Source organism: Clostridioides sp. ZZV14-6153 (assembly GCF_020657855.1).
Taxonomy (GTDB): Bacteria; Bacillota; Clostridia; order Peptostreptococcales; family Peptostreptococcaceae; genus Clostridioides.
The window spans coordinates 73,054-95,525 of the sequence record NZ_JAGWCZ010000011.1 but is presented as its reverse complement, the minus strand read 5'-3'; the positions used below and the strand labels follow the sequence as shown (position 1 = coordinate 95,525).

The window sequence follows — 22,472 nt, the reverse complement described above, 5'->3', positions numbered from 1 at the left end:
TCTCTAGTGGTCTTTTTTATGGTGGTGATAATATGTGGCAGTAAATAAGAAAAAATGTTCTTGTTGTAAACAAGAGAAATATGAAGAGAGATACTTTTGGAAAAGTTATAGTGATATATATTTAGATAATGGTAGATTACCTGTGTGCAAGGATTGTTTCAAAGAAATGTTTAATAGATTAAATGAAAAATACAATAGTAGTTTAAAGGCCTTAAAACATCTTTGTTTCAATTTTGATATTTATTTTGACGATAACTTGGCTGAAGAATCTATGCGAAAGAAATGTGAAGATTCTATTGATGAATATATGAAAATTGTTAATAGAAATTCAAAATATAGAGGCAAAACTTCTTTTGATAACTCTATTGAAGATAAACTTGATATAGAGGTTGAACTAAAAGAAGTAAAGATAAGTAATGATATGATTGAAAGATGGGGAGCAGGGTTAAGAAAAGAAGATTATATGTTTTTAGAAAATAAATTTAATGAATTTTCTATTGCATATCAATGTAAAAGACCTGCTGAAAAAATGTTGTTAGAGCAAATTTCTAAATGTTTATTAAAGAGTGATGAAGCACTAAGAAATGGTGACGCTACAGGATTTGAGAAAATGAATACCTTAATATCAAAACTTATGAATGATGCAAATATAAAACCTATTCAAGAAGCAAGTTTAGCAGAAAATGAAACTATTACATGGGGTACATGGATTGATAAAATAGAGAATTATAGACCAATAGGAGAGCCTTCAGAGCAATTTAAAGATGTAGATAAAATAAAAACATATATTAATAAGTGGTTTATAGGACAAATGAGAAAAGTATTTCAGTTAGCTAGTGAGGATAATCCAAATGATAACTAAAACTAGAAAATTAAATAACAATGAGATTAATTCAGATAAAACTAAAGCTTTTGAAGAAGGTGTAATTGAATGGACTAAGTTTTATAGAGAAAATCCTCACAGATTTTGTATAGATTATTTTGGCCTTAATTTATATTTGGTTCAAAGTATTTTAATATATATGTTTGATAAGGTTAACTATGCAATGCTTATATGTGCCAGAGGATTTGCAAAGAGCTGGATTGCTGCTGTATATGCATGTTGTAGAGCTGTTTTATATCCAAATTCTAAAATTGGTATAGCTGCATTTACTAAATCACAAGCAGAACTTATTATAAGAGAAAAGATAGAAAAAGAATTAGTAAAACAATCTCCTATGTTAGCTAGAGAGATTAAAAAGATAGAATATAATAACAAATTTTCTAAGGTGACATTTCATAATGGAAGCACTATAGAAGCTATAGTCTCAAATGAACAGTCAAGAGGTTTTCGTTTTAATATTCTTATTGTAGATGAGTTTAGATTAGTAAAAAAAGAAATACAAGATAGGATTCTTAAGCCATTTCTAAATGTAAGTAGAAATCTAAAGTTTAAAAAAGATGGAAAATATGAAGATTACCCTCCAGAACCTAATAAAGAATTGTATCTAAGTAGTGCATGGTTTAGGATGCATGAAGCATATGACAAATTTAAATTGTATGTTAAAGATATGATAGATGGTAGAGATAAATTTGTACTTAATTGTAATTATAAACTTTCTCTTCATCATGGAATACTGGATAAAGAAAGAGCAGATGAAATGAAAAGAGAAATGGATGCTGTTTCTTGGATTATGGAGATGGAATCACTTTTCTTTGGAGAGAATGAAGATGCAATATTTAAGTCATCTTATGTAAATCCATGTAGGACATTAAAAAATCCATTTTATCCTCCAACAGATTTAGAAGTATTATCGGCTAAAAATGGAAAAGTAAAGTGTAATCTACAAAAAAGAAAAGGTGAACTAAGGATAATTTCTGCTGACATTGCTATTGCAGAAGGAGAAAATAATGATAACTCAGTATATACATGCTGGAGGTTATTGCCCGAGAAAGATTATTATGAAAGAATGGTTGTTCATATAGAATCTCATAATGGTATGAAGCCAGATAAACAAGCAATAAAATTAAAGCAATTGTTCTTTGATTTTGAAGCAGATTTCTTAGTTATAGATACTCAAGGAGTAGGACAAAGTGTTTTATCTGATTTACTTAGGGTTAATTATGATGATGCTAGAAATAAAGAATATAATGCATTTTCTCACGCTAATACAAATCATTTACATAATAATTTTACTACAAAAGAGAATTATCCAGTTATATTTGAGATTAAAGCATATGGACAAATAAATCATGATTGTATAATTGGTTTACTTGATGTATTTCTAAAAAATAGAATAAAGTTACCTATAAGCGATGTAGAAGCAAATGATATGTTAAGTAGTACAGCTGGATATGCAAAGAAAAATTATACAGACCAAGCGAGAATGATATTACCATATAAACAAACTACGCTACTTGTAAACGAATTAATTAACTTAGAAACTGTCAAAAATGATGGTCAAAAGTGGCTTAAAGTTAAAGAAAAGGGAAAAGCAAGGAAAGATAGATATTCTTCCTTAGCATATGGAAATTATCTAGCAAATTTACTAGATGGAGAATTAAAAAAGAGAAATAGTAAAGAAAATGGACAAATAATTTCATTCTGGTCAGGAGGTGGAAACCATAATAGAACTCAAAGGAGATAAAAAAGATTATACTTTAGACCAAATAAAATACTTAAATGAGCAACTAAGGCAAAGAAATTATGCAATGATAGAAAACACTATAAATCTATCAAATGAAATGTATAAGATAAGAAATATAAGTAGAGATCAAGTAAGAAAAGCTATGACAGACCCTTATAAAAATGTAGAATTATTACAAAAGGTGAGTCTTTTGCTTAAAGAAACGTCTGGTACATATAAAAGAATTCTAAATATGATTTCAACCATGAATACATTTGACCATTATATCATACCAACAAATATTTCTAAATTTAAAGATAAAGATGATTATATCAACTCTTTTTTTAAGTCAGCTACATTTCTAAAAAAATATCAACTTAAACATATTTGTCCTTGGATAACTGAAAAAGTATTAGAACAAGGAGAAGTATATCTATATAAAATTGAAGATTCAAAATGCATAATGATGCAACAAATACCAGCTTCTTATTGTACAATAACATCCAAAGTAAATGGGGTATTAAGGTATGGAATTGATTTAAGAAAAATAAATAGGAAGACTTTATCAGCATTTCCAATAGAAGTTCAAGAAGCATATAAAAAATTAAGAGATGGAAAATTGAAGAATGAAGACTTAATAGAAAATAAGTACTATGAATTAAGTGATAATGCTGTAGCGTTTAATATAGACATTGATTCAACAAAAGGAATACCATTTTTTAGCTTTTTATTTGATGATATTTTGGAACTTGAAGATATGAAAGATTTAAAGGGTTCTAACGCTATTATTGAAAGTATTAAGTTAATACATGGGAAAGTTCCTTATGGTAAAAATGATGAGCCATTAGTTGCATTTGATTTATTAAGTGCTTACTACAATGATATAAAATCTAATTTACCAGCAGGGACATCTGTAGCAGTAACTCCACTAGATATGGAAGGGATTAATCTAAGTGATGGAAAATCAAAGATTAATGATTATGTTAAAGAAGCAAAAGAATTTATATTTGATAATGCTGGAATCAATACAGCACTTTTTAACTCAGATAAAATAAATACAGAATCAATTGCAGATGGTGTTATAGCAGATAGTTTAATACCAATGAGGATTCAAAATGAAATAGAGATATGGATAAATTATGAATTAAATAAAAAGAACCCATCTAAAGCATTTCAACTTTACTTTGTTGGTACAACTCATTTTAACCAATCTAAGATATCACAACAACTTAGAGAAAATATAAATAGTGTAGGAGATAGTAGACTAGTATATTTAGCTAGTACTGGAAAAGAGCCAATTGAAATTGCTAATTTATATAAGGCAGAACAATTAATGGAAATAGATGATTTATTGCCAGTAAAACAGGCTTCATATACATTTTCAAATACTGACGCTGGAAGACCTACTAATGAAGATAAGGGTGATGGTGATACAAATGGAAACAAAGCAGATAGAAAAGATGAGAATAAATAACAAAAGGTTTATTATTGCATTTACAAGTGATAAAAAAGACGAATTAATGAAAAAAGGATTTACTTTTATTAATGAAAATAAATGTGGAGAAGAATCATTTTATTTATTTGAAAATAAGCCTGATGAGATACTTAATTTTAGTAAGGAAGATTTTAAAGATATAAGTTTTAGTGATGTAATGTTTATTTAAGGAGGTGAGAAGTTGAAAGTAGTTAGTATCCCATGTGGATTTGAGACATTTTCTAATGAAGAAGATGATAGAAAATTAAATGTAAAACTAAAAATTTTACATGAAGGTAAAAATTTAAATAAAACTAAGTTTGATTTGTCAACTATAAATGAAGCAGAATCAACTTTATCAGATATACCAATACTTGGATATATAAAATATGATGATGAAGAAAATGCAGTAGATTTCGACGAGCATAATATGATAACTAAAGTTGTAAAGGATGAGGATGGCTATTCTATAGAGTATAAATTCTTAGAAAGACCGCTTGGCGTGATTCCAAATAATACTGAAATAACTTATACAGAAGAAGATGGAAAGACATATCTGAACTGTACAGGACTTATTTGGAAGCATTATTCTAATTCAGCATATCAATTATTGGCAGAGTCAAAGTCAAAAAGTGTAAGCATGGAAATAGCAGTTGAAGATGGAGAAGTTGATAAAACTGATGGATATTATAATATTAAAAAATTTAGTTTTTTAGGAATTACTATTTTAGGAGATGATGTTGCTCCTGGAATTGAGGGAGCATCTATAAATACATATAGTAATTTTTCAAAATATAAAAAAGCAATTTATGATATTTGCAAAGAAATGTATTCGTTTAAAGGAAAGGAGGAAGATATATTGAGTACAAACAAAAACTATGGACTATCAACAGAAAATATAAGAATTTCTATTAATAGTCAATTAAAAAATAAGATGGTTGAGGTTGAAGACCCTTACTGGGGAGGTAAATACACAACTAGAGAATATTATTTAAGAACTATTCTACCTGAAGAAAAAATAGCTATATTAGAAGATAATATAAATTGTTGTAACTATTATGGTATACCATATTCTATGGATGGTGATGATGTTGTTTTAGATTATGAAAAAAGAAAATCATATATAGAAGAATGGAGAGAGAAAAAAGAAGGAGAAGTTATAGAAACTTTTTCTAAAGATGATACTTTAAAAGAATTAGTACTTGAAAAGTTTAGTGAAAAAGAAACTGAGATAAAAAATCTAACTGAAGAGTTGGAAGGTTTAAGAAAGTTCAAGGCTGACAAAGAAATGGAAGAATATAAAGTAGAAGTTTCTAGTATTATCTCAGAGTTTAATTCTTTAACAGAAGATGAAGTTAAGACTTTTAAAGAATCCGCTATAAACAAAGAGTTATCTTTAGAGGATTTAAGGAAAGAGTTAAGTTTACTTGATTATACTAAGTTAAAAGAAAACACAAAGAAATTTAATTCTGATAAGGGACTTATAGTTGAAGAAGCAAAAATAAATTATTCATCTACATTAGAAGATGAAAATAAAAATACAAAATCATATGAACAAATATTGAAAAAACACTCAAATAAGTAGTGTTTATTTTTATGAAAAAATAAAAAAGGAGATATAAAAATGGCAGATAAAGCGATATTAAATTGTGATATAGACAAGTACCCAGATGTTGTAACAGCAAAGAATGGAAGTGATGTACTAGAAAATGGTGCAATAGTTGCATTAGGTGGCTTAGTCGATTCAGAGCTAGGAAATGATTGTTATAAAATAGAAAAGTTATCAGAGGGATGCAGATTTGGAATTTTAGACAGTGTTGCACTTCAATATGATGAAAGATTAGATGAAAGAGATTATGAATTAAAAGCAAGTGAAATAGATAGAGTTAGATTACCTCATAAGGGATTATGTATGACTTTAGCTAAAAAACATTTTGATGGTGTAGTAGCTGTTGGAGATGAATTAGAACTTAAGGCAGATACATATAAATTGACAAAAAAAACTACAGGTTCAGTAGTTGCAAGAGTTGAGGAATTGTATAACTTTAATGGACAAGAGTCCGTATATGTATCTTTTATGTAATAACAAATAGATGAACTGGAAACAGTTCTTTTTTTATGCAAAAAATGACTAATGAAAGGTGGAAAAAAGATGGCTATAGATATAATAGCATTAAAAGATTTATCAAATGATATATTAAATGGAAAAGTAAAAAATTATGCTCAATGCGAAGATGCATTAAGAAAAGAAATAATAGATATATGTGGAGGTAAATGGGGACAATATACGTTCTTTGAAAATAAATATAAGATATTCCAAATATTATCTGAAACAATAACTGATAAAGTAAATAGATTAACTGAAGAGGCATTTTCAGATTTTTGTGATGTAGAAAACTTTGATTTAGGTAATAAAAAAGAATTTACAGTTAAAAATACTGACTTATTAAGAATTGCAAATATAGCTGAAGGTAAAAATAGTACAAGAAGACAAAGATTATTAGGTAAAAAAGTTCCTACATCTGCATTTAAGTTAGCAATAGCTATATATGAAGAGTTTGATAGATTTATAGCTGGAAGAATAGATTGGTCTGAAATGGTAGACAGAGTATCTTCTACATTCCAACATCATATAGCAGAAGCAATAGCATCTACTATGGAAGGGGCTTACACATCTGTACATACTAATTTAAAGACTAGTGCTGCTTATTCAGATAAGGACTTAAAGAAAATAGTTAATAAAGTAAAAGGTGCTACTGGACAATCTGTAGCTATATATGGAACTCCAGAGGCAGTAGGAAATATAGAAGGTGTTGGAGCTGACTTAGATAAAGATGACAAGAGGAACTTTGGATATGTTAAAAACTTTAGTGGAACACCAGTAATAGAATTACCTAATTATTATGATGTTGAGAGAGATAAATGGGCATTAAGCAATAATATTTTATATGTTATACCAAATGATGAGAAGATAATCAAATTAGGATTTGAAGGTGACACATTAATAATAGAAAATACTGATGGAGCAGTTAGAGATGACCAACAAATAGAAATGTTCATGTCAAGAAAAATGCATCTAGGTGTTGTTGTGGCGTCTAAATTTGGTATGTACAAGATACAATAACATATATTAGAAGGGAGATTAAAAATGGCTGGAAAAGCAAAAAAAGAAGTTTCAAATGAAATTGAACAAATTAATGAAAATAAAATATTGCAAAAGAAGAGTTCAAGAAAAACATATAAACAATTGAGAAGTGAATTAAGGAAACTTAAAGACGAAATAGAAGTTGAGATAATGAACTTAGATACTGGTACTGTTCTTTATAGAGATAGAGATGAAAGATTAATATTTGAAATGAATAAAGCTGGAGAAAAAACATTTATATTATTGTCTGATTTATATGAGATATCAAATAAACATAGAGGGTATTTTGAAAACTATCTTATAACTATAGTTGATGTTGATAGTGATGATTATACTGTTGAAGATATATTAGAATATTTGAACTTAAAAGATATATATGAGTATTTAGATGAATATGATTTAGACTATATAAATCATATATTATTAAAATTAGATAATGATAAGTTTGTTAATCTAGTAGAAAAGGCTAATTATGGCTTAATAGAATGCTTAGGTTCAAGAGTAATCGAATTATATAAAAAAGGTAAATTTGATTCCCATTATAAGGAACATTTAATAGCTACTAGACTAGGTTTACAAAGCTTATTTGAGGATTAGGGTGGTGTTATACATCACCTATTTTATAAAAGAGTGGTGATGATATGGCTACGCCAGTAAAAGATATATATAAACAATTTCTTTCTCTGATAAATGATGAGGAGATGTTGTTACTTGAAGAAGAAATAATTGAAGAAATGATGTATTCATATCTTCAAAAGGCTACATTTGATTTTTATGAATGTAGAAAAGAATTATCCATAATAAGACAAGAAGAATCATGTATTACAATTCCAATGAATCAATTAGAATATGTTGTTAATCAGATTAATAAAAATTATGATATTTATTTAATTGGTAAATCAACAGGCAAAGAATATGAAATAAATAAAGATTATATTATAGAGTTTAAAGAGGAAAACTGTGTAATAACCTTTGCAACAGAAATAGAGGAAGAAATTTTATTTAAGAGTAAATATTTAGGTGAAATAATTTCAGACCTTGATTTAGATGAAATAATTATATTAGCTTATGGAATGATGATTTGGTGGCTTCAACCTAAGATTCTTAGAGAAGAAAATTTAAAGCAGATGTTAACAGATTCAGACTATAATACTAAGTCTGGTGCTAATATGTTAGCAAAACTTTGTTCATTAGAAATTCAGATTAGAGAGCAACTTGCCAAATATAAAACAAGGTATTCATATAAAGGTTTTAAAGGTTGGGATAAAATTGAGTAGTTATATTAATAATTATAAAAAAAGAATTGGACTTGGTTGTTCAACCCCTAAAGAAAAGAGAATTTTACAATTAAGATTAAGTTTTAAGAAATATTTAAAAGAAACACCAACCTGTATTGAAGTACCAATAACTGATATAGATGAAATTTGTATAACAGAAGAGACTAAAAGAGCTGTAGTTGCAATTAATGATATAACTAATAATGATAAAAGGTCACTAGATGAAAAAAATCTATTAGTGGAGTCTGATTTAAATGTAGATGTAGGTTGTTATCTTTTTTTTGATAATTGTTATTGGTTGACTATATTTAAAGAACATAAAGAAATGGATACATATAAGCACTTCATAATAAAAAGATGTAATCAATTCTTTAATTATAAATATAAAGGTCAAACATATAAAATTCCACTCTCAGTAGAAAACTTAACTTTATATTCTGATGGTATGGCAGATAATAAATATACATCTGTAGCAGATACAAAAAGACAGCTTTACTTTGGAAGTAATTATATAACTAAGACTATAGATATTGACACTAGAATAATGTTAACTGGTAAAACCGTTTTTAGAATTACATCTGTTAATGATTTTGAGTATAATGGCAGAGAAACAGGGGCAGATGGTCTTATTAAAGCTATATGTTTACAGGATGCTTTAATTTCAAAAGATGATACAATAAATAATATTGCTTGGAATGATTTATCTGAAAATGATAATACAGTTACACCTTTTAGTAAGATTATGGGTGACGAATTTATTAATCTAGGTGAAGAAAATGAATACACTATAGACCATGATCAAGGCGTTGATTGGCTCTTAGACAAGCGGTATAAATTTTGTAATATAATTAATCAAAACGAGAAAACATGCACGTTACAGAGTGGAACATTGGCTAAGTACTCTGGATTAGAAGTTTTATTATTAACAAAAGACAAAGAAACAAATGAAACTATAGATACTAAAAAGATAACACTGAGGGGGTAGATATTATTAGCTTATATGGCTTTCCCTAACAAGATGATAAGTAATATTGGAACAACTCTAATGTCAAATCAAAACTTCGCTAAGTTTATGATTTATAATGATGAATCCCAAAAAGATATTTTATCCATGCCTGATATAAAAAATCCAGTTAAAGAGCTTAGAAACAAGAAAGTATTTCTAAATAGAAGAGTAGAAAAAGTATTAAAAGAAGCAGATATATCAGTTTTTATAATAATGACAGAGTATAGACCATGTTCTGAAGGAAGTAGGACAGTTAAAAAAACAAAGATAGAAATTGGTGTTGTTTGTCATGATGAATGTCAGGATACAGCAAATGGTCTAAGAGATGTTGCATTGGTGTGTTGTATAGTTGATATTATAACTCAAAATGAGGAAATAGCTGGTATAGGTAAGATTAAGCTAGAAAATGTATATCAAATGTACAATCTAAGCACTGATTACAATGGATTTGTTATAACTGTATCTGCTGAAAGTTTTGGTGATATGTAATGTTAGAGAATTATTATATTACAGGACTACCAATAGTTTTAAATAATATGATGGGTACTATATATCAACCAACTATTGGAGAACTTGTTAAACTTGATATGGTTAACTTAGAGATAGTTAACCCTTTTTTAATACTTGAGAAAAGTTATTCTCAGCTATGTAACGAGGAATCATTTGAATTAAAATGTAAATATGATACCATACCTATCTTGGATTTAATGATGTTAACATCAAGAAAAGACTCTTCAGAGAAAGTTGAATTACTTAGTGATAAGATAAAAAAATCTTTATCTATATTGTATAAAACTGATATTAAGAATATTGAATATATGAATAATATTAAAATAGGAATTTTAATTAAATCGGATGATAAGAAGAAAAATGCTTTTATAAGTAGAGAAGATTTTGGACTAGTATCAGATTTGATTTTAGAAATGTTTTGCATTGATAAAAATAGTCTTAAAGATGATGAGAATAAATGGATTGAAAATACTGGTTCTGAGAGAGAAAGAAAGTTAATTGAACACTTCAAAGAGAAGGAAAGAAAGAAAAGAGAAAAAGAGGCATATCATTTATGCGATTATATAAATGTAGTTCAAAATATAGATGGATATGTACCAATAGATGTTATTCTAAAAATGACTTATTGGCAATTGATTAATACTTATAAGACCAAGATACAATTTAAAAATTATGATGAAAGTTTGGGATTTGCAAGGTCATTTAAATACCAAGTTGATGCAGATAAGATTAAGCATTGGTCTAAAGAAATAAAAATACAAACTAGTACTGTTAAATAGCAGTATTATTTTTATGTAAAAATGAGAGGATGATGAAATAATGAGATTTGCGATAAAAGATGCAAGTAATATAATAGTAAAAAACAAAACAACTGGAGAACCACTTTTTTATACAGCAGATTTAAATGCTTTTAACTTTAAATTGGATTCAGAATCAGTTTATGCAAAAGCAAAAGGGGCAAACACGATTGCATTTGATGGAGCGATAACAGCAAGTTTATCGCTTGAGCAAGAGGTAATACAAATGCCACAACTAGCAATGCTATTAGCTTCTGATATGGTTGAAGAATCGGCTAAGGTTGGTAAAAGAAAATTACTAGCTTCTGATGGTACTAAGAAAGTTACTTTAGAAAATGTAAAACCAGTTACTAATAGTATATCTGCATATAGTGTTGAAAAAGATGGTATATCTTTAGTTAAGAAATTACAATTTACTTCAACTGTAACAGGCTCTAACACAGAGATAACAATATCTACTGCTGATTTTAATGCAGGTGATAAGGTAGCAGTATTTTATTTAGAAGAACTACCAAAAGCAAAAGTTATAAAAATAAAAGAAGAGTCTACTGCTCCAAACTATGTAATAGAAGCAGATGTTATGGCTAAAACTGCTGATGGTGAATATATGGTCTTATATATGACTATACCAAATGCAAAAGCACAAAGAAGTATAGAATTAAATCTTACAGCTGAGAATCCATCTGGATTTAATATGACGCTTGATGTTTTACCAGATGAAAATAAAGAATATGTAGTATTCGCTTTTGTTGGAGATGAGGATGTTAGTCCTGTTAGAATGGCTTCTATGTTAGGTGCTGAATTAATAGATGAAAAGGATGTTAAATCTAAGAAATAGTGAATTGCCCTACTCTTAATTGAGTAGGGGTTATTTTTTTACGTTTAAATGTGGTTTTAATCGGATTTAAACTTAAAAAAATGAAAGAAGGTGATAAAGTGGTATTTTTAGATGATAAGTTTTTGTTTGATAATATATCAAGTGAATCTATGAACATCAAATTAGTTACATTGGGTGATGATGAAATATTAAATGAATATGGATTGCCCTATGAAGAAGCAATTAAATCTGATAATACTTTTAATAAAAATCCTTGTTACAGTGAAGATGAAACTACTATAGAACCTATAACACTACAATTCTGTCTATGTAGTGAACATGGGGAGGCTTATGAATGGGATGATTACACATTAGAAAATATATGTAATTGGTTTTGGCAGAGAGAATTTAAACCTTTTATCAGTTATGACAACATAGAAGAAATATACTATTTCAAAGCGAGAAAGATAATAAAAAGATATACAAAAAATAAAAAAGGTTTGTTAGAAATAGAGTTTCAGCCATATACAAATTATGCTTATAGAAGCTTTCAAAAGGTTATAACTGTCAAGGATACAAGAGAAATTAAACTAAATAATGTGTCTAATGTAGATGAAGAATATGCTCCAGTAATTGATATTGAATGTCTTGAAGAAGGAGATATAACTATTAGAAATTCTACTATAAGTGATAATGAAGAAGATAGTTTAGTTATAACTGGATTGAAATTAAACGAAAAAATAACAATAGATAATTTGTACTATACTGTTTTAAACGACAATGGAGAGAATAGATTTAATATTGTTAATAGAAAGTGGATTAGGTTAAGAAGAGGTGTAAATATATTGAAGTTTACTGGTAACTGCAAAGTTGCTATTAAATGTAAATATCCAATAATAAAATAAGGGAGAATGATAATATGAAAAAAATACAAGTAGATAAATTAATGAAAGATGAAGTGAGAGCAATAATACCATTTACAGATGAAAATGGAAAAGAAGAATATATAGAAGTTAGAAATCCTGATAAGAAAACTAAAGAAGAGATATTAAATAAAATATGGGCTGGTATGGAAAATCCAGATTTAGCATTGTCTCAAGAAGATATTCTTAAAATGCTAATTGATATGTTGACTAATATAGAGCTAAATGTTGAGATAGAAGATTTGAAAAATGGTGAAGTATCTAGTGAATTAGAGATTGTAATGTATCATATTGGTCAAATAGAGAATGAATTAACTGCATCTTTATTAATGAATACTGAGGTTAAGTTAGGTCAGTTAAAAAATGAAATATTACAAGATAGAGTACTTAAAGAGACTGAGGAAATTGAAAAGATGAATAATATCAAAGATAAGGTAGTGAATTAAGTGGTATTTAAATCATTAGATGAATTAGTTGCTTATACTAAAGTTAAGATTGCTGCATCTATGCCTGAAGTTGGAGAAGAAATGAAGGAAATCATGAAAGAAGAGGTAGTTAAGCAGGCTTATGGAAGTTTTATTCCAACTATTTATGAAAGAACAGGAGATTTATTAGATGCTTCTGAAATAGCTGAAATTACTGCAAATTCTGTTACATCTGAGATAAAAGATAATGGAGGTTGGAGTTCTCTTAGAGGTGGAGATTTCTTTCCTATGTATGGGTTTGAAGGTGGTAGTGTTTGGGATCATGGTAGCACTAGAGAAGAACCTAAGTTTAGACCCAAGACAAATATAATGAGTGAAAGTGAAGCTAAAGTAAGAACTAAGATACCAAAGTGCTTTAAGTCTAAAATGAATGAATTAGGTGTACCAATAGAATAATGTTTTATCTTTGTCGAATTTTAACGGTTTAAACATAATATATTGACTGATATAATAAAATCATAGAATATTTTAGGGGGAAATATATTATGTTTAAGAAAAAGTTAATAGCTGTAGTAATGAGTATAACTATGATTAGTATAGGGAGTTTTTCATACGCTCATTCAGGAAGAACCGATTCATCAGGAGGTCATCGTGATAACAAAAATAAGTCTGGTTTAGGAAGTTATCACTATCATTGTGGTGGATATCCAGCTCATTTACATAACAATGGGGTTTGTCCTTATACTGGAGGTGGAAGTAGTTCTGGAACAACGACTTCAGTAAACAATGAAGAAAAGCAAAAGAAATCTGTTGGAGAAAAAGGATATAATCAAGGATATGAGGATGGTTATAAAGGAAACTATAGTTCACCAAGTTATAGTGGAGATTATAGCGATACATATGAATCAAAGTACTCAGAAGGATATGAAAAAGGCAAGGCTAAATTAGAAGAAGAAGAAAAGGCAGCTGAAGAGGCTGGATATAATTTAGGACTTACAGGTGCTAAACCTAATAATACTTATGAAAAAGAAGTTTTAAAAAGTGCTTATGATACTGGATATTCAACTGGATACAATGAATATAAGACTAAAAAGATAGAAGAATATAAAGCTAAAGGGATAGAGGACAGTAATAAAGATAAAGAAAAAATGACATTTGAAGAAAATATAGATTCTGAGTTTAAAGATGCTTATAATAATGCTTATGATGAAATACAAGAACAATTGAAAAATGATTATACTACTCAAGGATTTGAGAGTGCTATCAAAGGAGAAAAATTTGACACATCAACTATAGGTAATGTTAAATATGCTAATTGGTTTAAAGAAGGATATGATAATGGTAAAGTTAAGTTACCTAAAATAAAAGAAAGTGTATATAATCAAGGTTACAATGAAGAAGATTTTAGTGTGCCAGATGAAATGAAGTCTATTGAAACTAAATTAAAAGGTGTATATGATGAAGGGTTAGAAAAAAGAGAAGAAGAGAAAAGTAGAAATGCTACTTATGGGGTTGGAGCTGGAACAGCAGCTGTAGTTGCTGGAGTAGTATATAAAAAGAAAAAGCGTAAAAAGATATAGATGTTAGATAAGCCAATGATGACAAGTGTATGACAAATATAATTTTAAGTATAAATATTTGAAATATAGAAGGGAAGGTTACATCTATGGGATTTAATTTTAGAAAAAGTATAAATCTAGGTGGTGGAGTAAAATTAAATTTAGGAAAGAAAAGTGTAGGAATAAGTGCTGGTGTTAAAGGTGCTCGAGTGTCAGTTAACTCAAAAGGAAGAAAATCAGCCACATTGAGTATACCTGGAACTGGAATATCATATACAAAAACTAGCACAAAGAAACGTAAATCTAAATAGATGGAAATATGTATTAAAAGACAGTCAATTGAGGTTGTCTTTTTTATTTTAAAGATATTATATAGTTTATAACCCTATGAGGCTTTATAAAAATGATTTGATATATAGCCGTAATAATGGTGAGTATGAAATATACATAATATGCCAATATATGCTATAATTCTATTAACTATAGAATATTGAATGTGAGGGGATATTATGGGTCAAAAGGAAGTGAAGTGTCCTAAATGTAAAGAAAGCATCATGGTAGACAATTCTAAAGAAGTTTGTTTCTGCATAAATTGTGGAGAAAGGATAGATTTAAAAAGTATAAATCTAAAAAAATCATCTCCTGATTTTGATATGTATAAAAGTGATAAATATAGAAAACTTGCAAAATTAGCTAAATTGGAATATGATGCAGGCAACTGTTGCCAAGCATATGACTACTATTGCACAATACTAGAATCTAATCCAGATGATTATAATGCTTTATTTTTTAAAGCTGTTTCAGAGATAAGATATTGTGATTTAGAGGATTTAAATATAGATGTGTGTTTAAATTATATAGAAAAAGCTTGGGACTTATTTGTAAAATTTAATCCTAATACTGAAAAACTTTTTAGACAGAAACGTATAATGACAACTGAATTATACAATGTTGCAATTGAAAGATTTAATTATGCTCAGAGATACTTTTTTACAGATCAAACTTCTGAAGATCATATATATTTGTATTGGAATAATTTAGAAGAATGTAAAAAAATGTTTTCATATAATGCTAATTTTCTACAAGACTATAGAATTGGAGAAGATGAAGGGTTAAGAAATATATACTTAGATTCTGCTAAAAGTCTAATTAAATGTATCATAGAGTATTATGAAATTCGTAAGTGTGTAAAAGGTTTTAATTATGATAAAAATCAAGAGATTGTGGAATATATTAAAGTGCAAACAAAAACACGTAGTGAACTTTCTACATTATACAATGAGACAGTGTCAGATATAAAAAAATATGAACCAGACTATGAAGCTCCTGGAATAAATACAGGTTGTTATATAGCTACTGCTGTATATGGTTCCTACGATGCACCTGAAGTATTAGCTTTAAGATATTTTAGAGATAATACATTAGCAAACCATTTGTTAGGTAGACTATTTATAAAAATGTATTATACTTTAAGTCCACCTGTTGCAAATTGGTTAAAGGATGCTAAGAAAGTAAATCTATTAGTAAAAAATATTCTTGATAAGTTTGTACATAGATTAAGTAATAAATAGTGATTCAATAGAGACAGTCAATTAAGATTGTCTTTTTTTATTTAAAAAATATAATACTTTTACATATTATTAAAAAGTAAATTATGAATTATAAAAATAATAAAAACGATAAGTATTAAAATTCCAATAGACATTTGTATTTTTTTATTATTTTTATAATTTATCCATGTCATGATACTTAATAGAGTTAAGAATAATAAAATTATAACTATTAATGGTATTTTAATTATATTTAATAATTCTAAAATTACTAATATCATTGATATTACTGAAATTATTAATGCTAAATCAGATAAGGATTTCTTTTTCATGAGATACCTCCAGTTTATATTATATATTTATTATAAACTAATAATAATTGATTTGAAATTATTTTAATATAAGTTAGTAATTTCAACGATGACAACAGTATGACATAAATAATTTTAAGTATGAATATTTGAAATACAGAGAGGCAACTATATTCTTGTTTTTATATTAAGGAGGTGGAAGTATGGAGTTAACACTTAAATTTAAAGATGTTCATGAATATTTAGATTTTACTAAGGAGTTTAATCGTATTTATGCAAATAAAAAAAACTTCAAAAATAAATCATTGTTCAATGAAGTCAATATTCCAAAACATCTAATATATAATTATAATGATGATATTTGGACTGGAGATATAATAAAAATGGCTAATCAAGCAAAGAAAAATGATTATAGCTTCTTTATGTTTAATAATATAATTTATTTTGTAGATGATGAATGTAGAAGTTATAAGATAGGTCTTAGAGATTAAATTGTAAAATTTATAAGACATTTATTATTATATTAATATAGATAAGGCGAGTGGCCATAGTACACCTTTAAGGTGTGAAGATAGAATAAACCTTCTATTATTTTAAGATAATGGAAGGTTTATTCTATTGTAATATAAATATCAAGATGTATTAATAAATATTAAAGATAATCAATTTAGATTATTTTTTAAATTGAAGAGATTTCTACATGTAACTGAATTTAAAATTTGAAAACGTAAATGGATTTTTAGATTTTGATAAAATATAAAATTATATTCATAGGGATATAAAAATATTTTATAGGTTGTATATAATTAAAAGTAAAAGGATAGAATAGTAAATAAATTTAATTAATAAAAATGTTTTTGGTTAACTTATTTGTTATAATAATATTAATACTATAGCAAATGAGGTGCTTTATATGAATTCTCAGAATATTGAGTGTATAACTTTAAGTAAAATAGGTAACATAAGAGGTTTATTAAATGTATTAGATAAATATAAGGAATTATCAAGTAATGATACTTTATATTTAAACATAGACTGTAATGGCATGATATTTCCTGAATACCTATGTATACTGGTTTCTTGGATTAAATTTTTAGAATATAAAGGAATAAAAGTGGTAAAGAAAATATTGAACGAAAATGATTATGTTTCAAGAATTAATTTTTACAATGAAATTGGATATAATTATATAGAAAATTTTAATAGGCATAATGGAAGTGGAAAATTCATTGAAATAACAAGAATAGACAATACAAATACAAATTATATAGTTAATAATATAATGAATGTAATCAAATGTAATATTGAATTACATGATACTGTTTTTGATTGTCTTAATTATTGCTTATTTGAAGTTGTTGATAATATAAATGAGCATTCAGAATCTCCAATTGGCGGTTACATTGTAGTTCAAAATTACCCTCAGAAAAATATACTAAAAATTGCAATAGTAGATAGCGGGTTGGGTATATATAGTACGTTAAAAAATTCAGGTAAAGAAGAATATAAAAATATAAATGAGAGTGATGCTTTAAAGTGTTCAATAAAAGAAAAGAATTCAAGGTTTCAAAAGAGGGGATATGGTTTATATCATACTTCAAATTTTATGAAACACAATAAAGGAATAATGTCTATGCATTCAGGTAATAGTACATTAAGCATTAATAATGGAAGAATAAAAACTTATTCTTCTGGATTTTGGCAAGGATTAATTGTTTACTTTAATATAAATACAAATAAAAGTGTAGATATTAATGATATATTTGATGGAAAAGAAAACATTCCAATCTCTGTTAATGAATCAGATGATATTTTAAATGGATATTTATAAGGAGTGATAAAATTATGATTATAAAGTTTTTGGAATTTGGAAAGTCTTTAGGAACAAGACAATTAGGGAAAAAAATAAGAACTGACATAATAAATAGTATAAAAAAAGGGGAAAAAGTAATCTTCGATTTTAATGGTGTATCAATTATCTCAAATTCTTTTGCTGATGAATGTTTTGGTAAGATACTAGAAGAAATGGAGCTACAAACATTAGTTAATAATACTGAGTTTAAAGATACAAATGATAATATAAGAATTATTATAAAGTCTGTACTAAGAAAATATTAATATGTTTATATATTTTGTGAAAATGATTTTTCAAGATAGATTAAAAGAAATAATTAATATTATCTTATAAAGTAGTACATATATTTTTTAAAAGTTATAAAAAATAATCTCTTACTATTTTGAATATAAGGGGTTATTTTTATGTGTTAAAAATTATGGAGGTGATAATATGAGTAAATATAAATTTAAGCCAATACAAGCAACTCCTGAACTATCAGGTAAAGATGCTGAATTATTTATAAAACAAGTATTCAGGAAGCAAAGTCAAAAGGAAATAGAAAGAAATGAAAGACTTTTAAAAATTATAACCTCATGTAGGACTCTCTAAGGTTTTGTAAAAATGATTGCTTATGTTTATACCTTTATTGCTTAGAATCGAACATAAGAGGTTGATTTTTATGGTTAAAAGTATTGGAATTTCAACAAGTGTTCCTGAGAGGAACATTTTGTTTGGTGTTTAGTTGTTTCAACGATGACAGATGTATGACAAAGGTAGTTATATTTGTATATTAGAAATAAAAATAATCATCTCTGATTGTTGAGATACTTATCCTAGATTGTTTTTATCTTGTATTAGTTTATCTACTAGATTAGAGGTGGATAGTGTAAATTAAATTTATTAGAAATTGAGAATTATAATGGTTTTTTAATATAAGTATATTTGATATAATTGTATTATAATAGTAGAGTAACTAGTAGAGGAGAAGCAAGTATGCTAAAAAAAATTAAAGTAAATCTTTTTGATAAGCAAGTAATAGAAGCCTTTGTTAAAGATATTTCATTTATAAGTTTGATAATATCATTTATTTTAATTTTTGTTGAAATTCCAAAAGATTTAAAGATTATATTTGGCATAGTATTTGTAATTTTTTTATTATGTATTTATATTAGTACATGGATATATGCAAATATTAAGTGTAAAGCCATATTAAATATAAATAATTCAATCCTTGAAATAGGAATAGCAGATATATTTGAAGAAGAAGATTTAAAAGTAATAGCATTTAATGAGTATTTTGATACTCAGGTGGATAATAAAGTGATATCAGAGACAAGTTTAAATGGTATGTTTATAAAACGTTATATAGATAATGTGGATGATTTGGATGAGAACATAAAAACAGATGCTTGTATGAATAGTAAAAAGATAGGAATGAATGAATCTAGATTATTAGGAAAAAAAGAAAAATATAAGTTAGGAAGTGTTTTTGAATATAATGGTTATTTATTGACTGCATTTTCAAAATTTGATAATGATAACAAAGCTTATTTAAGTATGAGAGATTATATTGATTTCTTGCTTAGTTTTTGGGATGAAATAGATAGAATATATAGTGGTAGAACTATTGCTATACCTTTACTTGGTTCAGGAATAACAAGATTTCGAGAATATCATTTATCAGAACAAGAATTATTAGAGTTATTAATATGGTCTTTTAAAATAAGTAGAGTTAAGTTTACTTATCCTTCAAAAGTAAAAATTATTATATATGAAGGAAAAAAGGATAAAGTAAATTTTTACAAATTAAAGGGGTGTCAATAATGTCTTACAGGAATGGAACTTATGTAGCTTTTGATGGAAATGGAACTATCAATCCAACTCAAGGAGATATGAAGTATTATGGCCTTTTGCAAAAATGGAACACAGATAAAAGATTTGATTTAAATTTTAGTGATAGTCATAAAAAAACCTATCAAGTTAATGATAGTAGCCAAAAAAGAACTTTAGAACAAAGACTTTTAGAAAGGATGAGAAACTCTAAAAATATGCTTTTAATTGTCTCTGAGGATACAAATTGGGATAGAGGTATGTTAAACTTTGAAATAGAAAAAGCTGTTGACTACTATAAAATGCCTATAATTATAGCTTATACAGGTTATGCATATATATTAAATCCAATTGGATTAGAAAAATTATGGCCTAAAGCGTTGTATGATAGAATAAAAAATAATACTGCCAAGTGTATACATATTCCTTTTAAAGAAGTTGTTATAACTGCTGCTATTTCGCAATTTAGTGTTCATAATGAAGTAGGAGATATGTTAAATTCTCCAATGTGTACTTATAGTGAGGAATCTTATAGAAATTGGAGACTATTATAAAATAAAATTATGATAAAAAAGATAGCAATTCGCTATCTTTTTTATGTTAAGGGAGTGATAAATGTGCAATTAATAATCAATTTTAAAAATATAGATGAATATATGGACTTTTCAAAAAAATGGGATTATCCATATGTAGATGTAAGAGAATCAGATAATAAAGTTAAGGATAAAGAAGTATTTAAAAAAAATGATTTTTCAAATAATAAAGTAGATATTCCAAAACATTTAATATACAATTATGATAATGAAATATGGGCAGGTAAAAAAATGAAAATGGCTAAGATGGCAAAAGAAAACAACTATAGTTTGTTTATGTTTAATTATATGATTTACTTTGTAGATGATAAATATGAATATTACAGAATAGGATCTAGAGATTAGATTGTAATTTACCCTAAAATATTGTACGATTAAATCAAATAATATTTTGGAGAGTGAATATTGTGAATAAACCATTAATTTTTATTTCTCATATAACTGAGGAATCAGAGCTTGCAATTGAAATAAAAGATGCATTAGAAGAAGCTTTTTTAGATAAAATTGAAATTTTTGTTTCTTCTGATGGAGATTGTATTCGTTTGGGAGAAGAGTGGATAGATGTTATTATAGAATCTTTGAGAAAGTCTGCAATAGGAATTATACTTATTAGTTATAAATCAGTAGAAAGACGTTGGATAAACTTTGAAGCAGGAGCATTTTGGATGAGAAATATCCCCATTATTCCTATTTATCACTCAGGAATTACAGAACACGATGTACCAATTCCTATAAACATAATGCAAGGTAAAATTATATCTGAGCTTGATAGTATTTTAATGAGTATATCTAAAGAGATTAATGTAGAAATAAATCAAGTTAATATAACAGAGTTTAATAAAAAAGTAAACGAATTGCAAGAAAAATATACTTTTTGGGATAAAGTAAATGAAAATTTTGAGAAAATACATAATATGGATGAGAGAATCACTAAATATTTAAAGTCTAAAGGAGTTGCTAATTTACAAGTCATGAAAGATGAATTGTTTAATCCTATACATAATTTTTTAAATAATACATTAGTCAAAGATGGCATAATTACCATTGAAAGGTATGGAGGTGTAGATTTTACCATGGATGGTACTGTTAAGAATTATAGGTTTACATTAACAACTAAAGGTAAAGAAATTGTTCAACATAAGAATTTTAAATTTTAAATAAATATTTAAATAGTTTTATAATTAACTGAGCTGAAATTATAGAAAATCCTTCTATTTTAATAATAGGGGATTTTTTATTGTATTGATTTAATCTATAAAATGGTATAATAAGTATTATGTATATTAGTAATTTCAACAGTGACAGATGTATGACATATTTAATAAACAAAAAGAAGAGTCCTATTTATCCTCTTCTTTTGATTTATTAAAGATATTAATTATATTAATAATTGCTTCCAATTCATTGTTATTTAATTTCTGAGATTCTGAATATAACTTATTTATAAGAACATCTTTTTGTTTAGATTTTATTGTTTCATTTATGGATTCATTAGTTATAATTTCATCTTCTCGAATAGGTGATAATCCAGCTATAGTTGCATTAACTGAGTAGTTTGTCTCAGAAAATCCTAAAAGATAATCAGTGGTAACATTAAAATATTGTGCTAATTTTATTAACGTAGATTGGTCTGCAAATCTTCTACCTTGTTCATACATACCTATTGTGCTTGCAGAAATACCTATCTCTTTACCTAATTCAGATTGTTTTAATTTTTTTTTAAGCCTTAATTCTTTCAATCTTTCTCCAAACATGATATCACTCCTTTCTTGTATTATACCACAAAAAAGGTGATATATAATATAATAAATC

Annotated in this window: 29 protein-coding genes; 27 read left to right on the top strand and 2 right to left on the bottom strand. The window is 26.7% G+C overall.

From position 1 onward, the window contains the following. The first annotated feature begins 34 nt into the window (after positions 1–34). The 19 genes from KGF46_RS13760 to KGF46_RS13670 all read left to right on the top strand — a co-directional run bounded on the left by KGF46_RS13760 (position 35) and on the right by KGF46_RS13670 (position 16,110). A complete protein-coding gene (locus KGF46_RS13760) occupies positions 35–862 on the top strand; it encodes a hypothetical protein (RefSeq protein WP_227828998.1) in 828 nt (275 codons plus the stop codon). After that, positions 852–2,627, top strand: a complete 1,776-nt coding sequence (locus tag KGF46_RS13755; protein WP_227828997.1) for a terminase large subunit — start codon at positions 852–854, stop codon at positions 2,625–2,627. The genes KGF46_RS13760 and KGF46_RS13755 overlap by 11 nt, the downstream gene beginning before the upstream one ends. Next, a complete protein-coding gene (locus tag KGF46_RS13750) occupies positions 2,596–4,080 on the top strand; it encodes a hypothetical protein (RefSeq protein WP_227828996.1) in 1,485 nt (494 codons plus the stop codon). The genes KGF46_RS13755 and KGF46_RS13750 overlap by 32 nt, the downstream gene beginning before the upstream one ends. Next, positions 4,043–4,270, top strand: a complete 228-nt coding sequence (locus KGF46_RS13745) for a hypothetical protein (RefSeq protein ID WP_227862071.1) — start codon at positions 4,043–4,045, stop codon at positions 4,268–4,270. The genes KGF46_RS13750 and KGF46_RS13745 overlap by 38 nt, the downstream gene beginning before the upstream one ends. Before the next feature lie 12 nt (positions 4,271–4,282). Continuing rightward, positions 4,283–5,665 carry a hypothetical protein gene (locus tag KGF46_RS13740; RefSeq protein ID WP_227862070.1) on the top strand — a complete coding sequence of 461 codons (1,383 nt, stop codon included), beginning with the start codon at positions 4,283–4,285 and terminating at the stop codon, positions 5,663–5,665. Between the two features lie 39 nt (positions 5,666–5,704). Next, positions 5,705–6,163, top strand: a complete 459-nt coding sequence (locus tag KGF46_RS13735) for a hypothetical protein (protein ID WP_227451982.1) — start codon at positions 5,705–5,707, stop codon at positions 6,161–6,163. Positions 6,164–6,232: 69 nt separating this feature from the next. Next, a complete protein-coding gene (locus tag KGF46_RS13730) occupies positions 6,233–7,204 on the top strand; it encodes a hypothetical protein (protein ID WP_227828992.1) in 972 nt (323 codons plus the stop codon). Positions 7,205–7,228: 24 nt separating this feature from the next. Next, positions 7,229–7,822 (top strand): hypothetical protein, encoded by a 594-nt coding sequence (locus KGF46_RS13725; protein WP_227828991.1) that lies wholly within the window; start codon positions 7,229–7,231, stop codon positions 7,820–7,822. A gap of 44 nt (positions 7,823–7,866) precedes the next feature. Further along, positions 7,867–8,502 carry a hypothetical protein gene (locus KGF46_RS13720; RefSeq protein ID WP_227850689.1) on the top strand — a complete coding sequence of 212 codons (636 nt, stop codon included), beginning with the start codon at positions 7,867–7,869 and terminating at the stop codon, positions 8,500–8,502. Next, on the top strand, positions 8,495–9,487 hold the full coding sequence (locus KGF46_RS13715) for a hypothetical protein (RefSeq protein ID WP_227862069.1): 993 nt from the start codon (positions 8,495–8,497) through the stop codon (positions 9,485–9,487). Before KGF46_RS13720 ends, KGF46_RS13715 begins: the two co-directional genes overlap by 8 nt. Before the next feature lie 60 nt (positions 9,488–9,547). Beyond that, on the top strand, positions 9,548–9,997 hold the full coding sequence (locus KGF46_RS13710) for a hypothetical protein (RefSeq protein WP_227854736.1): 450 nt from the start codon (positions 9,548–9,550) through the stop codon (positions 9,995–9,997). Further along, positions 9,997–10,797: a hypothetical protein gene (locus tag KGF46_RS13705; protein ID WP_227828987.1), complete on the top strand. Its 801-nt coding sequence runs from the start codon at positions 9,997–9,999 to the stop codon at positions 10,795–10,797. The genes KGF46_RS13710 and KGF46_RS13705 overlap by 1 nt, the downstream gene beginning before the upstream one ends. A 40-nt stretch (positions 10,798–10,837) precedes the next feature. Then, positions 10,838–11,653, top strand: coding sequence for a hypothetical protein (locus KGF46_RS13700; RefSeq protein WP_227850690.1), 816 nt, complete (start codon positions 10,838–10,840; stop codon positions 11,651–11,653). Positions 11,654–11,751: 98 nt separating this feature from the next. Continuing rightward, positions 11,752–12,537 (top strand): phage tail domain-containing protein, encoded by a 786-nt coding sequence (locus KGF46_RS13695; RefSeq protein WP_227854738.1) that lies wholly within the window; start codon positions 11,752–11,754, stop codon positions 12,535–12,537. Between the two features lie 14 nt (positions 12,538–12,551). Then, complete coding sequence (locus tag KGF46_RS13690; protein WP_227828984.1) at positions 12,552–13,001, top strand: hypothetical protein; 450 nt, start codon at positions 12,552–12,554, stop codon at positions 12,999–13,001. Next, positions 13,002–13,436 (top strand): hypothetical protein, encoded by a 435-nt coding sequence (locus KGF46_RS13685; RefSeq protein WP_227828983.1) that lies wholly within the window; start codon positions 13,002–13,004, stop codon positions 13,434–13,436. 89 nt (positions 13,437–13,525) lie between these two features. Further along, entirely contained in the window at positions 13,526–14,560 is a 1,035-nt protein-coding gene (locus tag KGF46_RS13680; RefSeq protein ID WP_227850692.1) for a YHYH domain-containing protein, read from the top strand. 86 nt (positions 14,561–14,646) lie between these two features. After that, positions 14,647–14,850: a DUF4236 domain-containing protein gene (locus KGF46_RS13675; protein WP_227828981.1), complete on the top strand. Its 204-nt coding sequence runs from the start codon at positions 14,647–14,649 to the stop codon at positions 14,848–14,850. A 198-nt stretch (positions 14,851–15,048) separates the two neighbouring features. After that, on the top strand, positions 15,049–16,110 hold the full coding sequence (locus KGF46_RS13670; RefSeq protein ID WP_227828980.1) for a CFI-box-CTERM domain-containing protein: 1,062 nt from the start codon (positions 15,049–15,051) through the stop codon (positions 16,108–16,110). A 59-nt stretch (positions 16,111–16,169) separates the two neighbouring features. Here the strand turns inward: KGF46_RS13670 and KGF46_RS13665 are convergent, their stop codons facing one another. Beyond that, positions 16,170–16,421 carry a hypothetical protein gene (locus tag KGF46_RS13665; RefSeq protein WP_227862068.1) on the bottom strand — a complete coding sequence of 84 codons (252 nt, stop codon included), beginning with the start codon at positions 16,419–16,421 and terminating at the stop codon, positions 16,170–16,172. A gap of 182 nt (positions 16,422–16,603) precedes the next feature. Here KGF46_RS13665 and KGF46_RS13660 point away from each other — a divergent pair, with 182 nt between their 5' ends. The 8 genes from KGF46_RS13660 (at position 16,604) to KGF46_RS13625 (ending at position 21,817) form a co-directional block, all read left to right on the top strand. Beyond that, positions 16,604–16,891 carry a hypothetical protein gene (locus KGF46_RS13660; protein WP_227862067.1) on the top strand — a complete coding sequence of 96 codons (288 nt, stop codon included), beginning with the start codon at positions 16,604–16,606 and terminating at the stop codon, positions 16,889–16,891. 422 nt (positions 16,892–17,313) lie between these two features. Continuing rightward, positions 17,314–18,231, top strand: a complete 918-nt coding sequence (locus tag KGF46_RS13655) for a hypothetical protein (protein ID WP_022620940.1) — start codon at positions 17,314–17,316, stop codon at positions 18,229–18,231. 14 nt (positions 18,232–18,245) lie between these two features. Further along, on the top strand, positions 18,246–18,518 hold the full coding sequence (locus KGF46_RS13650) for an STAS-like domain-containing protein (protein ID WP_022620941.1): 273 nt from the start codon (positions 18,246–18,248) through the stop codon (positions 18,516–18,518). A gap of 169 nt (positions 18,519–18,687) precedes the next feature. Next, a complete protein-coding gene (locus KGF46_RS13645) occupies positions 18,688–18,846 on the top strand; it encodes a hypothetical protein (protein ID WP_227862066.1) in 159 nt (52 codons plus the stop codon). A 384-nt stretch (positions 18,847–19,230) separates the two neighbouring features. Further along, on the top strand, positions 19,231–20,061 hold the full coding sequence (locus KGF46_RS13640; protein ID WP_227862065.1) for a macro domain-containing protein: 831 nt from the start codon (positions 19,231–19,233) through the stop codon (positions 20,059–20,061). Beyond that, positions 20,061–20,621, top strand: coding sequence for a TIR domain-containing protein (locus KGF46_RS13635; RefSeq protein ID WP_227862064.1), 561 nt, complete (start codon positions 20,061–20,063; stop codon positions 20,619–20,621). Before KGF46_RS13640 ends, KGF46_RS13635 begins: the two co-directional genes overlap by 1 nt. Positions 20,622–20,684: 63 nt before the next feature. After that, positions 20,685–21,005, top strand: coding sequence for a hypothetical protein (locus KGF46_RS13630; RefSeq protein ID WP_227862063.1), 321 nt, complete (start codon positions 20,685–20,687; stop codon positions 21,003–21,005). Positions 21,006–21,067: 62 nt separating this feature from the next. Next, on the top strand, positions 21,068–21,817 hold the full coding sequence (locus KGF46_RS13625; RefSeq protein ID WP_227862062.1) for a TIR domain-containing protein: 750 nt from the start codon (positions 21,068–21,070) through the stop codon (positions 21,815–21,817). A gap of 183 nt (positions 21,818–22,000) precedes the next feature. Here the strand turns inward: KGF46_RS13625 and KGF46_RS13620 are convergent, their stop codons facing one another. Continuing rightward, positions 22,001–22,414 carry a helix-turn-helix domain-containing protein gene (locus tag KGF46_RS13620; RefSeq protein WP_227862061.1) on the bottom strand — a complete coding sequence of 138 codons (414 nt, stop codon included), beginning with the start codon at positions 22,412–22,414 and terminating at the stop codon, positions 22,001–22,003. Between the last annotated feature and the right edge of the window lie 58 nt (positions 22,415–22,472).